This is a genomic window from Aeromonas sp. s6, assembly GCF_040907815.1.
GTDB classification, from domain to species: domain Bacteria; phylum Pseudomonadota; class Gammaproteobacteria; order Enterobacterales; family Aeromonadaceae; genus Aeromonas; species Aeromonas caviae.
Genome location: NZ_JBFOCN010000052.1, coordinates 131,090 through 147,221 on the forward strand (window position 1 = coordinate 131,090; position 16,132 = coordinate 147,221).

The 16,132-nt window shown below is 64.3% G+C and carries 15 protein-coding genes, 1 tRNA gene, 1 pseudogene and 1 other annotated feature; of the genes and pseudogenes, 9 read left to right on the forward strand and 8 right to left on the reverse strand.

The window, feature by feature from the left end; all coding sequences use genetic code 11:
- Nucleotides 1-58: 58 nt before the first annotated feature.
- The 5 genes from AB5Y50_RS08105 to AB5Y50_RS08125 form a co-directional block, all read right to left on the reverse strand.
- Nucleotides 59-1,003 (reverse strand): DUF523 and DUF1722 domain-containing protein, encoded by a 945-nt coding sequence (locus tag AB5Y50_RS08105; protein WP_010673317.1) that lies wholly within the window; start codon nucleotides 1,001-1,003, stop codon nucleotides 59-61.
- 173 nt (nucleotides 1,004-1,176) lie between these two features.
- Nucleotides 1,177-1,806 carry an outer membrane beta-barrel protein gene (locus tag AB5Y50_RS08110; RefSeq protein ID WP_010673316.1) on the reverse strand — a complete coding sequence of 210 codons (630 nt, stop codon included), beginning with the start codon at nucleotides 1,804-1,806 and terminating at the stop codon, nucleotides 1,177-1,179.
- A gap of 178 nt (nucleotides 1,807-1,984) precedes the next feature.
- A complete protein-coding gene (locus tag AB5Y50_RS08115; RefSeq protein ID WP_010673315.1) occupies nucleotides 1,985-2,539 on the reverse strand; it encodes a DUF3157 family protein in 555 nt (184 codons plus the stop codon).
- Between the two features lie 88 nt (nucleotides 2,540-2,627).
- The gene (locus AB5Y50_RS08120; RefSeq protein ID WP_161646646.1) at nucleotides 2,628-3,491 is read right to left on the reverse strand and encodes a hypothetical protein; all 864 of its coding nucleotides are present in this window, start codon (nucleotides 3,489-3,491) and stop codon (nucleotides 2,628-2,630) included.
- 114 nt (nucleotides 3,492-3,605) lie between these two features.
- Entirely contained in the window at nucleotides 3,606-4,205 is a 600-nt protein-coding gene (locus AB5Y50_RS08125; RefSeq protein WP_010673313.1) for an HAD family phosphatase, read from the reverse strand.
- A 191-nt stretch (nucleotides 4,206-4,396) separates the two neighbouring features.
- Nucleotides 4,397-4,530 (forward strand) — a sequence feature (Phe leader region).
- 38 nt (nucleotides 4,531-4,568) lie between these two features.
- Between AB5Y50_RS08125 and pheA the strand changes: the two genes are divergently transcribed.
- A complete protein-coding gene (pheA, locus tag AB5Y50_RS08130) occupies nucleotides 4,569-5,741 on the forward strand; it encodes a prephenate dehydratase (RefSeq protein ID WP_010673312.1) in 1,173 nt (390 codons plus the stop codon).
- A gap of 581 nt (nucleotides 5,742-6,322) precedes the next feature.
- Here pheA and AB5Y50_RS08135 read toward each other — a convergent pair.
- Entirely contained in the window at nucleotides 6,323-6,748 is a 426-nt protein-coding gene (locus tag AB5Y50_RS08135; protein WP_010673311.1) for an LPP20 family lipoprotein, read from the reverse strand.
- A gap of 88 nt (nucleotides 6,749-6,836) precedes the next feature.
- Nucleotides 6,837-7,457, reverse strand: a complete 621-nt coding sequence (locus tag AB5Y50_RS08140; RefSeq protein ID WP_010673310.1) for a FlgO family outer membrane protein — start codon at nucleotides 7,455-7,457, stop codon at nucleotides 6,837-6,839.
- Between the two features lie 264 nt (nucleotides 7,458-7,721).
- On the opposite strand from AB5Y50_RS08140, the gene AB5Y50_RS08145 reads away from it, so the two are divergent.
- The 4 genes and pseudogenes from AB5Y50_RS08145 to AB5Y50_RS08160 all read left to right on the forward strand — a co-directional run.
- Entirely contained in the window at nucleotides 7,722-8,873 is a 1,152-nt protein-coding gene (locus tag AB5Y50_RS08145; protein WP_010673309.1) for a flagellar assembly protein FlgT, read from the forward strand.
- 50 nt (nucleotides 8,874-8,923) lie between these two features.
- A tRNA-Arg gene (locus tag AB5Y50_RS08150) sits at nucleotides 8,924-9,000 on the forward strand.
- 262 nt (nucleotides 9,001-9,262) lie between these two features.
- On the forward strand, nucleotides 9,263-10,087 hold the full coding sequence (gene ppk2 / locus AB5Y50_RS08155; protein ID WP_010673303.1) for a polyphosphate kinase 2: 825 nt from the start codon (nucleotides 9,263-9,265) through the stop codon (nucleotides 10,085-10,087).
- A gap of 159 nt (nucleotides 10,088-10,246) precedes the next feature.
- Nucleotides 10,247-11,441 (forward strand): annotated as a pseudogene (locus AB5Y50_RS08160) (PQQ-dependent sugar dehydrogenase); the annotation flags it as partial.
- An 81-nt stretch (nucleotides 11,442-11,522) separates the two neighbouring features.
- Here AB5Y50_RS08160 and AB5Y50_RS08165 read toward each other — a convergent pair.
- Nucleotides 11,523-12,317: a DeoR/GlpR family DNA-binding transcription regulator gene (locus AB5Y50_RS08165; protein WP_010673300.1), complete on the reverse strand. Its 795-nt coding sequence runs from the start codon at nucleotides 12,315-12,317 to the stop codon at nucleotides 11,523-11,525.
- 256 nt (nucleotides 12,318-12,573) lie between these two features.
- Here AB5Y50_RS08165 and ltnD point away from each other — a divergent pair, with 256 nt between their 5' ends.
- Genes ltnD through otnI form a run of 4 tightly spaced genes read left to right on the forward strand, consistent with a single transcriptional unit; the run spans nucleotide 12,574 to nucleotide 16,124 of the window.
- Nucleotides 12,574-13,482, forward strand: coding sequence for an L-threonate dehydrogenase (gene ltnD / locus AB5Y50_RS08170; protein WP_010673299.1), 909 nt, complete (start codon nucleotides 12,574-12,576; stop codon nucleotides 13,480-13,482).
- Nucleotides 13,479-14,729 (forward strand): 3-oxo-tetronate kinase, encoded by a 1,251-nt coding sequence (gene otnK, locus AB5Y50_RS08175; protein WP_010673298.1) that lies wholly within the window; start codon nucleotides 13,479-13,481, stop codon nucleotides 14,727-14,729. The genes ltnD and otnK overlap by 4 nt, the downstream gene beginning before the upstream one ends.
- Nucleotides 14,722-15,354, forward strand: coding sequence for an aldolase (locus tag AB5Y50_RS08180; protein ID WP_010673297.1), 633 nt, complete (start codon nucleotides 14,722-14,724; stop codon nucleotides 15,352-15,354). Before otnK ends, AB5Y50_RS08180 begins: the two co-directional genes overlap by 8 nt.
- Nucleotides 15,351-16,124, forward strand: coding sequence for a 2-oxo-tetronate isomerase (gene otnI / locus AB5Y50_RS08185; protein WP_010673296.1), 774 nt, complete (start codon nucleotides 15,351-15,353; stop codon nucleotides 16,122-16,124). The genes AB5Y50_RS08180 and otnI overlap by 4 nt, the downstream gene beginning before the upstream one ends.
- The last annotated feature ends 8 nt before the right edge of the window (nucleotides 16,125-16,132 follow it).

Sequence of the window (16,132 nt, forward strand, 5' to 3'; positions counted from 1 at the left end):
TTGAGCGTGTCGGGATGAAGGTCGAGGTAGGCCTGATCGGCCAAATCCAGCCACACCTTCACAGCCCGTAACGCAATTTCAGCGTGTCGGGATGGGGATTGAGGTACACCTGCTCGGCGAGATAGGGGTTCGGGTACTCGCGCAGGTAGTGGCGGATCAGGGTAAGGGGCACCAGCAACGGGAAGACCCCGGTGCGGTACTTGTCGATGGTGTCGCACAGCTCCTGCTTCTGGGCCGGGGTCAGCACCCGCTTGAAGTAGCCCTGCAGGTGCATCAGCACATTGGTGTGGCTGCGGCGGTTGGCGCGAAGAGTCAGCGCAGCCATCAACCCCTGGATGTAGCTGTCGGCCACCTCCTGCAGGTTGGCCTTGCCAAGGTTGGCGAGCAGGCGCCCCAGCGCCCGGTAGTGGGTGGTGGCGTGGGAGAGCACCAGGTACTTGTAGCGTGAATGGAAGCGGATCAGGGCTGAGGCGGTGATCCCCCGGGCGCAGAGCTGCTGCCAGTCGTGGTAGGCGAAGACCCGCAGCACGAAGTTCTCCCGCAGGATGGGGTCGCACAGGCGGCCATCTTCCTCCACCGGCAGCAGGGGGTTGGCCTCCATCAGCGCCTTGGCGAAGAGGCCGACCCCCTCCTTGGCGCTCCCCTCGTTGTTGGCGCCATAGATACGCACCCGCTCCATGCCGCAGCTGGGGGACTTGGCGCAGAGGATGTAGCCGGAGAGGAAGTCGAGCTGGCGTGCCTTCTGCTCGCTGAAGGCAATCAGCTTGTCGGTGACGTCGAAGCTCCCGTTGCTTGCCTCGGCCCGCACCTCGCCCTGGCGCTTCACCAGCCGGATGGCGGCGCGGGGTGCACCCAGGCCAATGGCCATCTCGGGGCAGACGGGGTGATAGTCGAAATGGGCGCCCAGATCCCGTTCGCAGAAACTGGAGCGTTTGTGGCCCCCGTCGAAGCGCACTTCCTGGCCGAGCAGACAGGCACTGATACCGACCTTGATCTTGTACATAATGAAGCCCCTTGTATAAGCCTTGAGTAAGTTATAGCAGTTATACAAAAAATTGGAAGCTGTATAACTATTGCGAACTGATACGGCCAGGGGGCGGCGGGCGGATCAGCCCCCATAAAAAAAACCCATGACCGAAGTCATGGGTAAAGGTGAAGACCCTGCAGGAAGGATGATCAGAAGCTGTATTTCACACCCAGGCTGGAGATGGAGCCTTTTTGCAGATCCCAGTTGCGATAGGTGTAGTCGGCGGTGAGGGCCAGGTTCTGGGTCAGCTTGTACGCCGCCCCCGCCTTGAAGTCGTGCATGTCGTCGGTCATGTTGGCGTAGCGATAGCCGGTGGAGAGCTCGACGGCGCCGGTGTCGTAGCGCAGGCCCACTTCTCCGTAGAGGCTGCCGCTCTTCTTGCGGGCCAGGGTATCCCAACCGGAGTGGTTCACGTCGGAGGCCAGCTCCCGTTCCAGGCTGTAGCCCATCAGGCCGGTTTCACCGTAGAGGTTCAGGCCGGTGCTGAGGGGGGTGTAGACACCCATCCCCAGACTGGAGATGGCCATGCTGTCGTTGCCGCTGCTGCGGGAGGTGTATTCGCTGCCGATCCGGCCATAGACATTGCTGGTGAAGCTCTTGGAGAGATCCAGGCTCAGGCCGCCGAAGTCGCGGTTCTCCCCATCCTTGCCACCGATGTAGTCAGACTTGGTGTGGGCCCAGGTGGCAGAGCCCTTGGCATAGCTGAAGGCATCTTGCGCCAGGACGGAGGTGGAAGAGAGACCGGCCAGAACCAGAACAGACAGTGCGATCTTTTGCATTTTGTTGACTCCATGGGTTGAGTTAGGCGGACCTAACTGGAATGGAGCCATTGTGACGGGCAAAGGGGGCAACGCCGAGGAGCAAGCTGTTGCCAAACCATGTCAGATGTAAGCGGATATTGCTGGCGGTTACCGGTGCAACACTCTGCGGGGGAGCGAGGGCTCCCCCGCCGTCATCCTAGCGGAACTCCACCTCGTCGATCTGCACCCGCACCAGCGGCTTGCCGGTGAGGCCGGCGGGTCGTGCCAGCTCGATGGCCCGGGAGGTGCGTGCCTCCCCCTTGCGCAGGTAGGAGTCAGGCAGGCGGTTCTCCCCGACCCAGAAGCGCACGGGCTCGCTCGAGAGCTGCACCCCGTCGGCGCTGAACAGGGTCAGGCTGCCGTTGACGCGCACCACGTTGCGACTGCCGGTGTTGCTCACCACGAACTGCAGGCTGAGGGGATCGTCCCCCGCCACCTGGTCCAGCTTCACCGTGATGCCGTCCCGGGTCGCCTGGGAGAGCAAGTCGGGATGGGCCATGGCCTGCTCGGTCAGCACCGGGGCCGCGACACTCGCCGTCACTGCCTGACCGGCTACCGTGGCTGCCGGCTTGACCAGCAGGTATTCCCAGGTGAAATCGTCATTGAGTTGCACCTGGCGACCATCCGGCAAGGTGATCTGGTGCAGGGGAGCCGCCTCGGCCAGCAGAGGGCACAGACAGAGGGCGACCAGCAGTCGGGAGAGGGGTTTCATGGGCAGGCACTCGATAAAGGATGCGAAGGGGGCAGTATAAAGAGTCGCGCCCTCCTTGCCTATGACCCCCCTCACGTTACGCCCCGGCTCAGATGACCAGGGGGTGGGGATCCTCCAGCGTGGCCAGATCCAGGGTCACCAGATCGAACTGGGCACTCCTGAGGGCCTTCTGGATGGTGGGCTGCATGTCGAACACCAGGGCCCGCAGCCGTTCGGGCACCCGGATCCTCGCAAGGGTGGTGACCCTGTCACCCAGGGTATGGAAGAAGACCTGGGCTCCCCCCAACCCCATGTCCACCAGCATCTGCTCGGCCATGTCGACCATCCGCAGGTGCCGCCTGTCCAGGGAGGCCATATCGACAAACCGCCGGCTCAGGCAGGCCTCCCCCACGTCTCCCCAGAGCGCCAGTTGCCGCTTGTGAAAGCCGTAGCGAAAATCCCGGTTGGTCATCCCCTGCTCGGCAAAGATCCAGAGGGTGTTGGCGGGCAGGCTGTGGAATCGGCGCAGGTACTCCCGCTTCTCCTCCACCGAGGCCGACATCAGCAGCGGCGGGCCCTCTTCATGTTCGAGCTGCTGGCAGAGGTAGCGCACCGGGTCGGTCACCTCGGCGAGGTGGCCCAGGTGCGCGCTGAAGATCATCTCGTCGGTCTTGAGCACCTGATGGGGGATGCCGTAGTGCCGGCAGTAGCGCTGTGCCCTGGCCACCGACTGGCGGCTGAGGGTGGGGTTGTCCAGGGTGATGGCGCGAAATCGCACCCCGCTGGCCCGGCACAGATCCATGCTGTAGCAGGATTCCAGTCGGCCGGAGAAGGAGACAAGCAGTTCGCTGTAACCGGCCAGGGTGTTGATGAGCCTCTGTTCCCTGGCTTGAAAGGTCTGATCGTATCCCCGATGCAGCGCAACGACATTGGCATCCATAACAACAACTCCGGATGATGAACTGGATACCATTTTGCCCGTCCCAAGCTGAATATACACTTAAAGAGCATGGATAAAGCTGTACGTTATTTGCCCTCAATCAAGGTTTTGCCCACTTTTTTCGCTGCGAAGCGAAACTGGCTCCCCTCAGGCAGGCAACAACCCCTGAGCGATCAGATGCGCCCGGCACCGGGCCGGATCGGTGAAGATCAGCCCCCGCAGACCGAGCGCCTCGGCCGCCGCCACGTTGGCCGGGCTGTCGTCGATGAAGAGGCACTCCTGCGCGCTCAGGTCGAACGACACCAGCAGATAGCGGTAGATGTCGGGCTCGGGTTTGAGCATCCGCACCCGGGCCGACACCACCTTGCCGCGAAAGAAGCGCCAGAAGGACTGATGCTGCTCCAGCCAGTCGATGCTGGCGTGCCCCATGTTGGAGAGGGCATAGAGGGTGTGGCCTGCACCGTGCAATTCTTCGATGAGCGCCACCATGGCGGGATCCGGCACAAGGGAGGACGGCACCGCCTGCAAGATGGCCAGATTCTCCGCCATCGACAGGCCGGTGCGCCCCTGCGCCTGACGGGCCATGGTGTGCAGGGAGAGGGTCCCCCTGTCCACCTCCAGCCAGTCCGGGTGGTTGAACAGCTGCTCCGCGATCCCAGTCGCCCCCTCAGGTCCGCGCACCGCACTCACTATGGCCACCGGATCCCAGCGCACCACCACCCTGCCCAGATCGAAGATCACCGCCATCGTCTCGTCCCCTCTGTGTGTTGTTGCCACGGATGTGGTCACGGCGGTTGCCATAAACAGGGACCAGAACGACGCTCACTCTCCCCCGGCAACCCGAGCCACCACCCTGCCCCGTTCAACGCCCCCGGGCAAGTTTTACTTGCATCGCACCGCCAAATCCCTTAATGGTTATGGCGTTACATTCAGGACACGCCCATGAACACACCATTCTTCTTTGTTTTCTCGTTTACCCGGCCCACATGAGGGAAGGCCCGTCGTCACGTGAACCATTCGCGTAAACAGAAACCAAAGACGAATCGAGCCTCCCCAGCGGAGGCTTTTTTTTGCACCACACACCACAGAATCACTGGATAGGGAACCACCATGGCAACGCTCGACGAGATCAGACACGACATCACCCAGTTGGATCAGGAGCTGCTCGCCCTGCTGGCCAAACGCAAGACCCTCAGCATCGAGGTCGCCCGCGCCAAGCAGGCCAATCCCCGTCCCATCCGTGACCACCAGCGCGAACAGGACTTGCTGGTCGCCCTGATCCAGAAAGGGCGCGCCCTCGGACTGGATGCCCAGTACATCACCCGCATCTACCACACCATCATCGAAGACTCCGTGCTCTCCCAGCAGGCCTACCTGCAGAGCCTGCTCAACCCCCAGCAGCAGGAGCCCATGACCAGCGTCGCCTACCTGGGACCGCGCGGCTCCTACTCGAGCCTGGCCGCCCGCAAGTACCTGGCCCGCTACAAGGATCAGGTGATCGAGGTGAACTGCCAGAACTTCCGCGAGGTGCTGGACACCGTGGAGTCGGGCCGCGCCGCCTTCGGGGTGCTGCCCATCGAGAACACCAGCTCGGGCTCCATCAACGAGGTATACGACGTGATGCAGCACACCACCCTCTCCATCGTGGGTGAGCTCACCTATCCCATCGAGCACTGCATCCTCACCGCCGTGCCCACCGAGATCGAACGCATCAAGACCTTCTACGCCCATCCCCAGGTGTTCCAGCAGTGCTCCCATTACCTCAGCAAGCTGGAAGGGGCGCGCCACGAAATCTGCGACTCCTCCTCCAGCGCCATGATGAAGGTCAAGGAGCTGGCAAGCCCGGAAGCGGCGGCCATCGGCAGCGCCGCCGGCGGCGAGCTCTATGGCCTGGACGTGCTGGCCGAGCAGCTCGCCAACCAGAAGGAGAACTACAGCCGCTTCATCGTGGTGGCGCGCAAGCCCATCGACGTGGCACCCCAGATCCCGGCCAAGACCACCCTCATTATGTCCACCTCCCAGAAGCCGGGCTCCCTGGTGGAGGCGCTGCTGGTGCTGCGCAGCCACGAGATCAACATGACCAAGCTCGAATCCCGTCCGGTGCAGGGCAACCCCTGGGAGGAGATGTTCTACCTGGATGTCTCCGCCAACCTGCAGACCCCGGCCATGCAGGCCGCCCTGCTGGAGCTGACCAAGATCACCCGCTACATCAAGGTGCTGGGCTGCTACCCGAGCGAAGACGTCAAGCCGACCGCCGTGCCGCCTGTCTTGATGGGAAGCTGATGGGGAGCGGATCCCTCCCCTGCCACACAAAGGCGAGCCCCGGCTCGCCTTTGTGCTCTCTGCGCCCTCCCCGTGAGACGCGCCCGGTCCCGCCCCTCCCTTCCGGCGTTAAACCGCCCTCCCCCCCCTCCCTCGCGGACCCGGGATCCTGGCGCTGCTGTCTTTCCACTCACCATCAGGCCATCTTCCTCCCGTTGCGGCCTCCTTTTGCCGCCTGCCGGGCCTTTCTATCGTTTGAATTTATTTAACGATATGGCAGCATCGTTAGATTTACCTAAACAATAAAGGCTGCTATTCCGGCGCCCGGGCACCTCTTGTTCGATCTCAGCCCCCTTTTTCCTCGCCACAGGCCGGATCCCGCCCAGCCCATCAAGTCCGTTTCTCCTGCAGAAGACCAGCTCTCCCCCCAAGACGCCAATCCCGGTTATCCTCACCAGGCCCTATCCCGTCCAAGGCGCCAACCCCGGTTATTCCCCGCAGATCCGAGCCCCTTCCCGACCAAACAAAAAGGCGAGCCTGCGCTCGCCTTTGTCTGTGCCGTGATGATCGCCGGGCTCATGCCGGCGCCCCCCGGACCCGCCCTAGAACTGGCCCGCCATCAGCTGGTTCAGGTGATAGAGGTTGCGGGTGTCGAGCTCCAGCTCGGTGGCATAGGTGTTGCCACGGGGATAGGTCGCCACCACCCGGGCACCGCGCACCATGCCCGCCACCGACACATCCAGGGAGTTGGAGGTCTGGGTCAGGTCCTTGTAGCTGCTCTGGCCGCGCACCTGCTGGCCGTTGAGCTGCTCCGCCAGCTCCCGGTAGGCGTCCATCTTGGAGGCGCGGATCGCCTGCAACATCTTCTCGGACTGGGAGGGGCCGGGCTGGATGTCGATCACCGCATACCCCACCGCCTTGAGCACCGGGAAGTCATCGGGCTTCTCGCCCACGTCATAGTTCACCACCCGGTTGCCACTGCACGCCGTCAGCAACATGGCCATCAGGCAACCCAACAAGATTTTCATCGCTGTTTCCCCGTTTTCCTGTTCACCACACCCGATGTTTCACGGCTCAATGTCAGCCAGCCCGCTTCACGCTTCATGACGCGCCACCTCAAGGGGTCAGGTTGACCAGATGACCGGACGGGCTCTGGCCCCCCCGCATCAGGTAACCGCGATTGATGGAGGCCCGGCCAAAGGAGTTGCTGGCACCGGACAAATATTGTTTCGGGATCAGGCTCTGGGCCGTGGTCTCCACCATCTTGGTGCGCAGATCGATGATGCGGGCGTTGACCAGGATCCCCTGCTGATTGCGGCTGAAGGTGCCGGTCAGGATGCGGGAGATGGGTAGCCGGGACGAGAGATCCTTGTAGTTGCGGCTCATCACGAAGTCCCCCTGCGGGGTCACCTGGATGTTGCCCGTGGTCTTGAAGTCCACCACCACTTCCCCGCGCCGGTTCAGCTCGTAGATGAAGCTCTCCTCGATCTGCTGCCCCATCCAGTTGGTGTCCTTCAGGGTGTCGAGATCGACAAAGGAGGCGACAGCAATGGGCTCGGTCAGGGTGGTGAGGGACTTGCGCTCCATCAGCTGATCCGTCATGCGGGCCACCAGCCAGTTGAGCTCCATCCCCTTCGCCGCCTGGCGAGGGTCTCCCAGCTCCCGATTGATGGGGTCGGCCGACCCGCAACCGACCAATGCCAGCGCCACCGCCAGCACCGTGATAACTCTCTTCATGGATACCTTTCCTGTATCTGCACCTGACCTGTTATCGGTCGCAACCGCCAACACTTGAGGCGGGAATGCGCGCAGGATCCTCGATGATCCCCGGGCAAAGGCGTGCACTGTGCCACCGGAGCCCACCGTACGGGCTCCGGCCAGGGAAGAAGGCATGGTTCTTGCTTTTATTTGGTCACCCGCTCCGGTGCAGACCGGATCTGTGTCCAGGATCCCTGACCCGCCCCACGGCGGCAGCGGGGTCGCCCACTCAAGGTGTTTGTTATGAAAGTTTCGCTGCTGTTCACCCTGCTGCTGGCCAGCCTGTCGGCCAGGGCCGAACTTATCGAGGCCCAGGGCAGTGCCGCCATTCTGGGGGGCGACGAGGTCTACGCCCGCGAGCAGGCGACCCGGGATGCCCTGCGCCAGGCGCTGCTGGCCAGCGGCGCCTCCGTCTCCAGCATCCAGCGCCTGGAAAACGGCAGCCTGCGCTCCGAGCAGATCCAGATCCGCTCCGGCGGCGACATCCGCCAGTACCGCCTCAAGCGCGAAGAGGTGCGCAACGGCCGCATGTACATCACCCTCGTGGCCGACATCCAGGCGGAGCGGCAGATCTGTCAGACCCAGCACTACGCCAAGGATTTGACGCTGGTGCGCCTGCGCATGCGCTACCCGGACCAGGCGAGCACCGGTGCCCTGGACGACATGCCCGCCGATCTCTCCCGCCGGCTGTTTGAAACCCTGGCGACGACGCCCCAGGTGGTCGCTCGCCAGTGGCTGGACGAGAATCTGCGCATCGACCCTCTCCATCTGCAACAGGGGGATCGCAGCGCCCTCGAGGAGATCAAGGCCCTGAGCCTGCGCACCGACAGCCAGTATCTGGTGCTCGGCAGCATCGACGACCTCTCCCTCGAGCCCCAGGGCAACGCCCTCACCAGCTGGTATGAGGATCCCGTGCGCAATTTCTCCATGCAGCTCTACCTGTTCGACGGCATTAACGGCAGCCTGCTCGGCCGCAAGGAGTACAAGGGCCGCGCCAACTGGACCTTCTCCAAGCGGGAACAGGTGGGCAGCAGCGGCGGCCAGTTCTGGCAGTCGAGCTTTGGCCAGGAGGTGGGCTACCAGTTGAAGGAGGCGGCCCAGGACATCGCCGCCGAACTCGCCTGTGCCCCCGTCACCGCCCGGATCGTGGCCCAGCACGAGCGCGGCCCCCACATCAACCTGGGCCGTCGCAACGGGGTCAAACTCGGGGACCAGTTCCGGGTCCAGCACAGCGCCGACTTCGCCGACCCCTATGGCAAGTCCAGGGTGATGCGCAACCCCGCAGACGGTCTGTTCGAGGTGGTGCAGGTGTTCGAGGATGGCGCCATCATCAGCAGTCAGAACAAATATTCGCCGTTCAATCTCCAAATCGGTGACCTGGCCGTATTGGAATAGGAATCAAGGGTTTAAAAGCACAATGCTTCTTGTATAATGCCCGCCACAAGGTTCCCGTAGCTCAGCAGGATAGAGCGGTCCCCTCCTAAGGGACAGGCCACTGGTTCGACTCCAGTCGGGAACACCATACACAGCAAGGGGCTGGCATCGTCATGATGCCAGCCCCTTGTGCGTTTCTGCGCCATTTCCCCTGCATCCATGGCGGCCAGGTCCCGCCCCCCCCTCTTCAATGTCTCACTGCCACCAACAACCCCGCGAGCCCCACCAAAGATGATCCCGGCCATCCCCCGGTAGTTGCCACTCCCGGTGGCGGCACACCGTCATCTACCCTTGAAGGGCGCCGTCCGGCAGGACGGCCTTCCATTCGCCGAGACACAGAGAAGGACATCATGGGCAGCAAACGAAAATCCAGAACGGAAGAACCGGTCGTGGCCGAGGCGCAAAAGCCCCTTGGCAACAAGGCATACGAAAAGGCGCTGCGCCTCTTGCACGTGGAGCTGGTCAGGCTGCAGCAGTGGGTGGTGCACAAGGGGCTCAAGGTCTGCATCGTCTTCGAGGGGCGCGACGGGGCTGGAAAGGGGGGCACCATCAAGGCGATCACCGAGCGGGTCAGCCCCCGGGTCTTTCGGGTCGTCGCACTGCCCGCCCCCACGGAGCGGGAGAAAAGCCAGCTCTACTTCCAGCGCTACATCCCCCATCTGCCAGCGGCGGGGGAGATCGTCATCTTCGATCGCAGCTGGTACAACCGGGCCGGGGTGGAGCGCATCATGGGTTTTTGCAGCGAGGAGGCGAGCGACAAATTCCTAGCTGGCACCCCCATGGTGGAAAAAGCCCTGGTGGACTCTGGCATCATTCTGCTGAAGTACTGGCTGGAGGTGACCCCACAAGAGCAGGAGCGGCGGCTGCGTGATCGCATCGACGATGGCCGCAAGATCTGGAAGCTCTCCCCCATGGACATCAAGTCCTTCGATCGCTGGGATGACTACACCCGGGCGCGGGATGCCATGTTCATCGCCACCGACACCGCCTGGGCCCCCTGGTTCGTGGCCCACTCCGAGGACAAGAAACGGGTGCGCCTCAACATCATCTCCCACCTGCTGGCGCACATCCCCTACGAGGCGCTGCCGGCGGAGCCGGTGAAGCTGCCCAAGCGCAAGATAGGCAAAGTCAAACCATCGGATCACCCGCTTCGCATCGTGCCAGCCCTCTTCTAGCCAGAGGGGGGTGAGCCCTGGCTCACCCCCTTTCCCTTCCTGCCCCAAGGAACAACCGGCACCGCCGGTATCACCCAATGGCTTGTTGTTGCTCACGTTTTCCCGTTTGCCTCCCCTATACTTCAGCGACATTCAGGTCTGGCCGCTCGAGGAGGTCCCATGTTGCGACTGTTTGCCCTGCTGCTTGTCTGCCTGGTGCTCCCGGTGCGGGCACTGACCCTGACCCCGGTGGCGGGGGAGCTACGCTACCCCTGGGGGCTCGCCTTCCTGCCGGATGGCGGCTACCTCGTCAGCGAGCGCCCTGGGCGCCTGCTGCGCATCGATGCGGGCGGCAACCGCCATGTGGTCTCCGGCCTGCCGCCCCTCGCCGCCACGGGTCAGGGGGGTCTGCTCGATCTCGCCCTGGACGGCGATGGCTGGCTCTATCTCAGCTACAGCGAGCCGGGGGACGGAGGCGCCGGCACCGCCGTGGCCCGGGCCCGACTGCAAAAAGAGGCCCTCGTCGACTGGCAACTGCTGTTTCGCCAAGAGCCCAAGGTGGCCGGCGGCGCCCACTTCGGCTCCCGCCTGGTGCTGACGGATGACCACCTCTTCATCACCCTGGGGGATCGCTACAGCGAGCGGGAGCGGGCCCAGACGCTGGACAACCACCTCGGCAAGACGGTGCGCCTGCACAAGGATGGCCGGGTCCCCGCCGACAACCCCTTCGTCAAGACGCCGGGGGCCCTGCCGGAGATCTGGAGCCTGGGCCATCGCAACATGCAGGGGGCGGCCCTGCGCCCGGGCAGCCAGCAGTTCTGGGCTCACGAGCACGGTCCCCAGGGCGGGGACGAGGTCAACCTCATCCTGCCCGGCCACAACTACGGCTGGCCCAAAGTGACATTCGGCGAGGAGTACGGGGGCGGCAAGATTGGCGTGGGCCAGAGCGCGCCGGGCATGACGGCACCGCGCTGGATCTGGGTGCCCTCCATCGCCCCCTCGGGCATGACCTTTTATCAGGGGGACTTGTTCAGGGAGTGGCAGGGGGATCTGTTCGTCGGCGCCCTGCGTGGTCAGGCCTTGTTGCGCCTGCACCTCGACGGAGACAAGATAGTGTCGGCGGAGCGGCTGCTGACTGATCTGGGGGAGCGGATCCGTACCGTCAAGGAGGGCCCCGACGGCGCCCTCTACCTGTTGACGGATTCAGGCCAGGGGCGCCTGCTCAAACTGACCCCATAGCATGAAAGGAGCAAGGATGAAGACGAATCGCATGCTGCTGGTGCTCTGCACCAGCCTCTGGTTGCTGGGCTGCAACACCATCCACGGGATGGGGCGGGACATCGAGAAGGCGGGGGAGGTGATCCAGGGCTCCGCCAAGCTGACGGACGCACCGGCCGCAGAGGGTCGCTGATCCCGGCCGGGTGGCGCTGTGGTTCGCCGCCTGTCGCCCCTCTCCTTACCCCTGTTCGGCGCTGGCCACCAGACTGGCCAGCGGCGCCATGGTCACCCTGACCCCGTGCTGTGCCAATGCCTCGCGGGCGCTCTGGGGCAGTTGCTCGTCGGTGATCACCTGATCGATCGCATCCCAGCTCACCACGTTGAAAGTCCCCACCTTGCCATATTTGGACGAATCGCAGATAAGGATGCGGGTCGCCGCCGACTCCACCACGGCTCGCTTCACCGGCACCTTCTGTTCGCTCGGGGTGGAGATCCCCTGACTGTCCCAGGAGGAGGCTGACAGGAAGGCGATGTCCAGATGGAGGTTGCGCAGGAAGTGGGCGGTGGCCTCCCCGGCACAGGACTGGTTCTCGCGAATGACCTGCCCTCCGGTGTGATAGAGGCGGCAGCGGCCGTGCTCGATGAGGTAGGCGCAGACCATGAAGTCGTTGGTCACTATCATCAAATCTTCCCGAAGCGCCAGCTCCCGGGCCAGCTCCAGGGAGGTGGTACCGGCATCCAGATAGACGGTGCTCCCCTCGCTCACCTGGGCGGCGGCGAGCCGCGCAATGGCCAGCTTGGCCCCCTGCATCAGGCTGCGCTTGGCGGCGTGGGAGGGCTCGCTCTTGATCCGCTGGGAGAGGCTGACCCCGCCGGAAACGGAGAGTACCCGCCCCTGCTCCTCCAGCTTCTGGATGTCGCGCCTGATGGTCATGTGGGAGACCTGCAGCCAGTCGGTCAGCTCCACTATGCTGACCACGCCGCGCTCTGCCAGCAGTTGCAGGATACGTTGCTGTCGCTCTACGGGAATCATCTTGCCTCGCGCCTCGGGAAAAGGAAGGTGCCATTCTACCCCAGCGACCTGGGAAAAAATGATAAATAACCTGAAACGGGCTCACAAATCACATTTATTCACACAAAAAACGCCAAAATTTGACTCGAAAGAATCTCAACCCTCATAAATAACAAAAATTAACACCAATTAAGTTATTTTTTGTGACGACTGCCTGATATTTCATCGCCGCAAGCCTCTACTATCTGCTCATCAGTCGTAATCGAGGAATCACGAGATGAGCACTCCCTATCATGTTGCGGTCATCGGCCTGGGCGCCATGGGCATGGGCGCCGCCCGTTCCTGCCTGCGGGCCGGGCTCACCACCTATGGCATCGACCTCAGCGAACAGGCTCGCGGCCAGTTGCAGCAGGCCGGTGCCGCCGCCGTCATGGCCGATGCCAGGCCCCTGGCCGAGACGCTCGATGCCGTGCTGTTGCTGGTGGTCAACGCCACCCAGGTGCGCCGCATCCTGCTCGGCGAAGCGGGGCTGGCTCGCCACCTCAAACCGGGCACCGCCATCATGGTCTCTTCCACCATCGCTGCCGAAGAGGCGAGCGCCCTGGCCGCCGAGCTGGCGCAGATGGGGTTGCCGATGCTGGATGCGCCGGTTTCCGGTGGTGCCATCAAGGCCGATGCCGGCGAGATGACGGTGATGGCCGCAGGCGCCGACGCCGCCTTCGACAAGCTGGCCCCGGTGCTGGATGCGGTGGCCGGCAAGGTCTACCGGGTCGGCAGCGAGCCGGGCCAGGGCAGCACAGTCAAGATCATCCACCAGCTGCTGGCCGGGGTGCACATCGCGGTGGCCGCCGAGGCCATGGCGCTGGCCAGCCGGGCAGGGGTGTCCCTGGATCTCATGTATGACGTGGTGACCCATGCCGCCGGCAACTCCTGGATGTTTGAAAACCGCATGCCCCGGGTGCTGGCCGGTGACTACCAGGCCCGCTCCGCAGTGGACATCTTCGTCAAGGATCTCACCCTGGTGGCGGACACCGCCAAGGCGCTGCGCTTCCCGCTGCCGCTCGCGAGCACGGCGCTGAACATGTTCCTCGGTGCCAGCAACGCGGGCCACGGCCAGGAAGATGACAGCGCCGTCATCAAGATCTTCTCAGGCATCACCCTGCCGGGTCAGGAGGAGCAAGCATGAAACTCGGAGTCATCGCAGACGACTTCACCGGCGCCACCGACATCGCCGGTTTCCTGGTGGAGAACGGCCTCTCCACCATCCAGTTTGCCGGCATCCCGGCAGAGGCGGATCTGACCGGGGTCGACGCCGTGGTGATCAGCCTCAAGAGCCGCTCCTGCCCGGCCGATGAGGCAGTGCGCGACTCCCTGGCGGCCCTCGACTGGCTCAAGGCCCGCGGCTGCCCGCGCATCTACCAGAAGTACTGCTCCACCTTCGACAGCACGGCAGCGGGCAACATCGGCCCCGTCACCGACGCCCTGCTGGCGGCGCTTGGCCAGCACTTCACCCTGATCTGTCCGGCCCTGCCGGTAAACGGTCGCACCGTCTATCAGGGCAACCTCTTCGTCGGCGCCCAGCCGCTCGCCGAGTCCGGCATGCGCCATCACCCCATCACCCCCATGACCGACAGCAACCTGCTGCGGCTGATGGAGGGGCAAGCCCAGGGCCGCGCCGGTCTGGTGCCGTTCAATACCATCGCACAGGGTCCCGGCGCCATTGCCGACGCCTTTGAGCAGCTAACGCAAGCGGGTGTGCGCTACGCCGTGGTCGACACCCTGACCGAGCAGCACCTGCTGGACATCGCCACCGCCGCCCTCGACATGCCCCTGGTGACCGGCGGATCCGGCCTCGCCATCGGCCTGGCCCGTCAGCTTGGGAGCGGCGATCTGCAGGGTGCCCGCGAAGCGGGCTGGCCCAGAGGCACCCGCACCGCGGTGCTGTCGGGCTCCTGCTCCGAGATGACCAACCGTCAGGTGGCCCGCTATCGCCAGCACGCTCCTGCCCTGGCGCTGGATGTGGTGCGCTGCCTCGAAGAGGCCGACTACCCGGCCGAGCTGGCGCGCTGGGTACTGGACCAGCCCCGGACCCCGGCGCCGCTGGTCTACGCCACCACCAGCCCGGCGGAGCTGGCCCGCATTCAGGAAACCCACGGCCAGCAGGCGGCCAGCGACGCGGTGGAACACTGCTTTGCCCGCCTCGCCCAACTGCTGCAAGGCGCCGGCGTGGACCGCTTCATCATCGCCGGTGGCGAGACCTCGAGCCGGGTCACCCAGGCCCTCGGCGTCAAGGCGTTCCACATAGGCCCGCAGATCGCCCCCGGTGTGCCCTGGGTGCGGGCCATCGACTCCCCCCTGTCGCTGGCCCTCAAGTCCGGCAATTTCGGGAGCGACGACTTCTTCGACAAGGCTCAGGAGTACTTCCATGACTGAACAGGCACTGCGCGACACCATGGTGATGCTGGGGGCCTCCCTCTTCCAGCGCGGATATGCCACCGGGGGCGCCGGCAACCTCTCCGCCCTGCTGCCGGACGGCACCCTGATCGCCACCCCGACCGGCTCCTGCCTGGGACGGCTCAGCGCCGACAGGCTCTCTCACGTCAACCTGCAGGGGGAACACCTGGGAGGTGATCGCCCCTCCAAGGAGGTGGCCTTCCACCTTGCCATCTACCACAACAATCCGGACTGCCGGGCCGTGGTGCACCTGCACTGCACCCACCTGACCGCCCTCTCCTGTCTGGAGGGGCTGGCTCCGGCCAACGTCATCCGCCCCTTCACCCCCTACTACGTGATGCGGGTCGGCCAGTTGCCGCTCATCCCCTACTACAAACCGGGGGATGCCCGCATCGCCGAGGAGCTGGGGCGCCGCGCCCCCGAAGGCAACGCCTTCCTGCTGGCCAACCACGGCCCCGTGGTGACGGGCAAGGATCTGGTGGATGCGGTCAACAACATGGAAGAACTGGAGGAGACGGCACGCCTGGCACTGATGCTTCATGGCCACTCCATCCGCTACCTGAGCGAACCCGAAATTGATGAATTGAGGAGGATGAAACCATGAGCAAGTTTGCCGCCAATCTCACCATGCTGTTTACCGAGGTGCCGTTTCTGGAGCGCTTCGCCGCCGCCCGCGACGCAGGCTTCGAGGCGGTGGAGTTCCTCTTCCCCTACGAGTGGCCGGCCGCAGAGCTGGGCCGCCGCTTGCGCGAGCAGGGGCTCTCCCAGGCCCTGTTCAACATGCCGCCGGGCAACTGGGGCGCAGGTGAGCGCGGCATGGCTGCCATCCCGGGGCGGGAAGCGGAGTTTCGCGGCCACCTGCCAAGCGTGCGTGACTATGCCCTGGCGCTCGGCTGCACCAAGGTACACGCCATGAGCGGCATCGTGGACCCTGCTCATAGCCTCTCGGCCCACCGCCAGACCCTGATCGACAACATCCGCTTCGCCGCCGACTTCCTGGCCGAAGACGGCATCAAGGTGCTGCTGGAGCCGCTCAACGATAGAGATGTGCCCGGCTACTTCCTGGCCCACCAGCTCGACGCCCTGGCCCTGGTGCAGGAGATAGACAGGCCCAACGTGGGGGTGCAGCTTGACCTCTACCACGCCCAGATCATGGACGGGGATCTCACCCGCCTCATCGGCAAGCTGGGTCCGGCCATCGGCCACGTCCAGATCGCCTCGGTGCCGGATCGCCACGAGCCGGACGAGGGGGAGATCGCCTACCCCCACCTGTTCAAGGCGCTGGCGCAGGCGGGCTACCACGACTGGATAGGCTGCGAGTACAACCCCAGAGCCGGCACCCGGGAAGGGCTGGGCTGGCTGACACAACAATAACGACCCTG

Excerpts from the sequence above, each read along its gene's own strand:
- AB5Y50_RS08105 (WP_010673317.1), bottom strand. The coding sequence starts at position 1,003 with ATGTACAAGATCAAGGTCGGTATCAGTGCCTGTCTGCTCGGCCAGGAA.
- AB5Y50_RS08110 (WP_010673316.1), bottom strand. The coding sequence starts at position 1,806 with ATGCAAAAGATCGCACTGTCTGTTCTGGTTCTGGCCGGTCTCTCTTCC.
- AB5Y50_RS08115 (WP_010673315.1), bottom strand. The coding sequence starts at position 2,539 with ATGAAACCCCTCTCCCGACTGCTGGTCGCCCTCTGTCTGTGCCCTCTG.
- AB5Y50_RS08120 (WP_161646646.1), bottom strand. The coding sequence starts at position 3,491 with ATGGTATCCAGTTCATCATCCGGAGTTGTTGTTATGGATGCCAATGTC.
- AB5Y50_RS08125 (WP_010673313.1), bottom strand. The coding sequence starts at position 4,205 with ATGGCGGTGATCTTCGATCTGGGCAGGGTGGTGGTGCGCTGGGATCCG.
- pheA (WP_010673312.1), top strand. The coding sequence starts at position 4,569 with ATGGCAACGCTCGACGAGATCAGACACGACATCACCCAGTTGGATCAG.
- AB5Y50_RS08135 (WP_010673311.1), bottom strand. The coding sequence starts at position 6,748 with ATGAAAATCTTGTTGGGTTGCCTGATGGCCATGTTGCTGACGGCGTGC.
- AB5Y50_RS08140 (WP_010673310.1), bottom strand. The coding sequence starts at position 7,457 with ATGAAGAGAGTTATCACGGTGCTGGCGGTGGCGCTGGCATTGGTCGGT.
- AB5Y50_RS08145 (WP_010673309.1), top strand. The coding sequence starts at position 7,722 with ATGAAAGTTTCGCTGCTGTTCACCCTGCTGCTGGCCAGCCTGTCGGCC.
- ppk2 (WP_010673303.1), top strand. The coding sequence starts at position 9,263 with ATGGGCAGCAAACGAAAATCCAGAACGGAAGAACCGGTCGTGGCCGAG.
- AB5Y50_RS08165 (WP_010673300.1), bottom strand. The coding sequence starts at position 12,317 with ATGATTCCCGTAGAGCGACAGCAACGTATCCTGCAACTGCTGGCAGAG.
- ltnD (WP_010673299.1), top strand. The coding sequence starts at position 12,574 with ATGAGCACTCCCTATCATGTTGCGGTCATCGGCCTGGGCGCCATGGGC.
- otnK (WP_010673298.1), top strand. The coding sequence starts at position 13,479 with ATGAAACTCGGAGTCATCGCAGACGACTTCACCGGCGCCACCGACATC.
- AB5Y50_RS08180 (WP_010673297.1), top strand. The coding sequence starts at position 14,722 with ATGACTGAACAGGCACTGCGCGACACCATGGTGATGCTGGGGGCCTCC.
- otnI (WP_010673296.1), top strand. The coding sequence starts at position 15,351 with ATGAGCAAGTTTGCCGCCAATCTCACCATGCTGTTTACCGAGGTGCCG.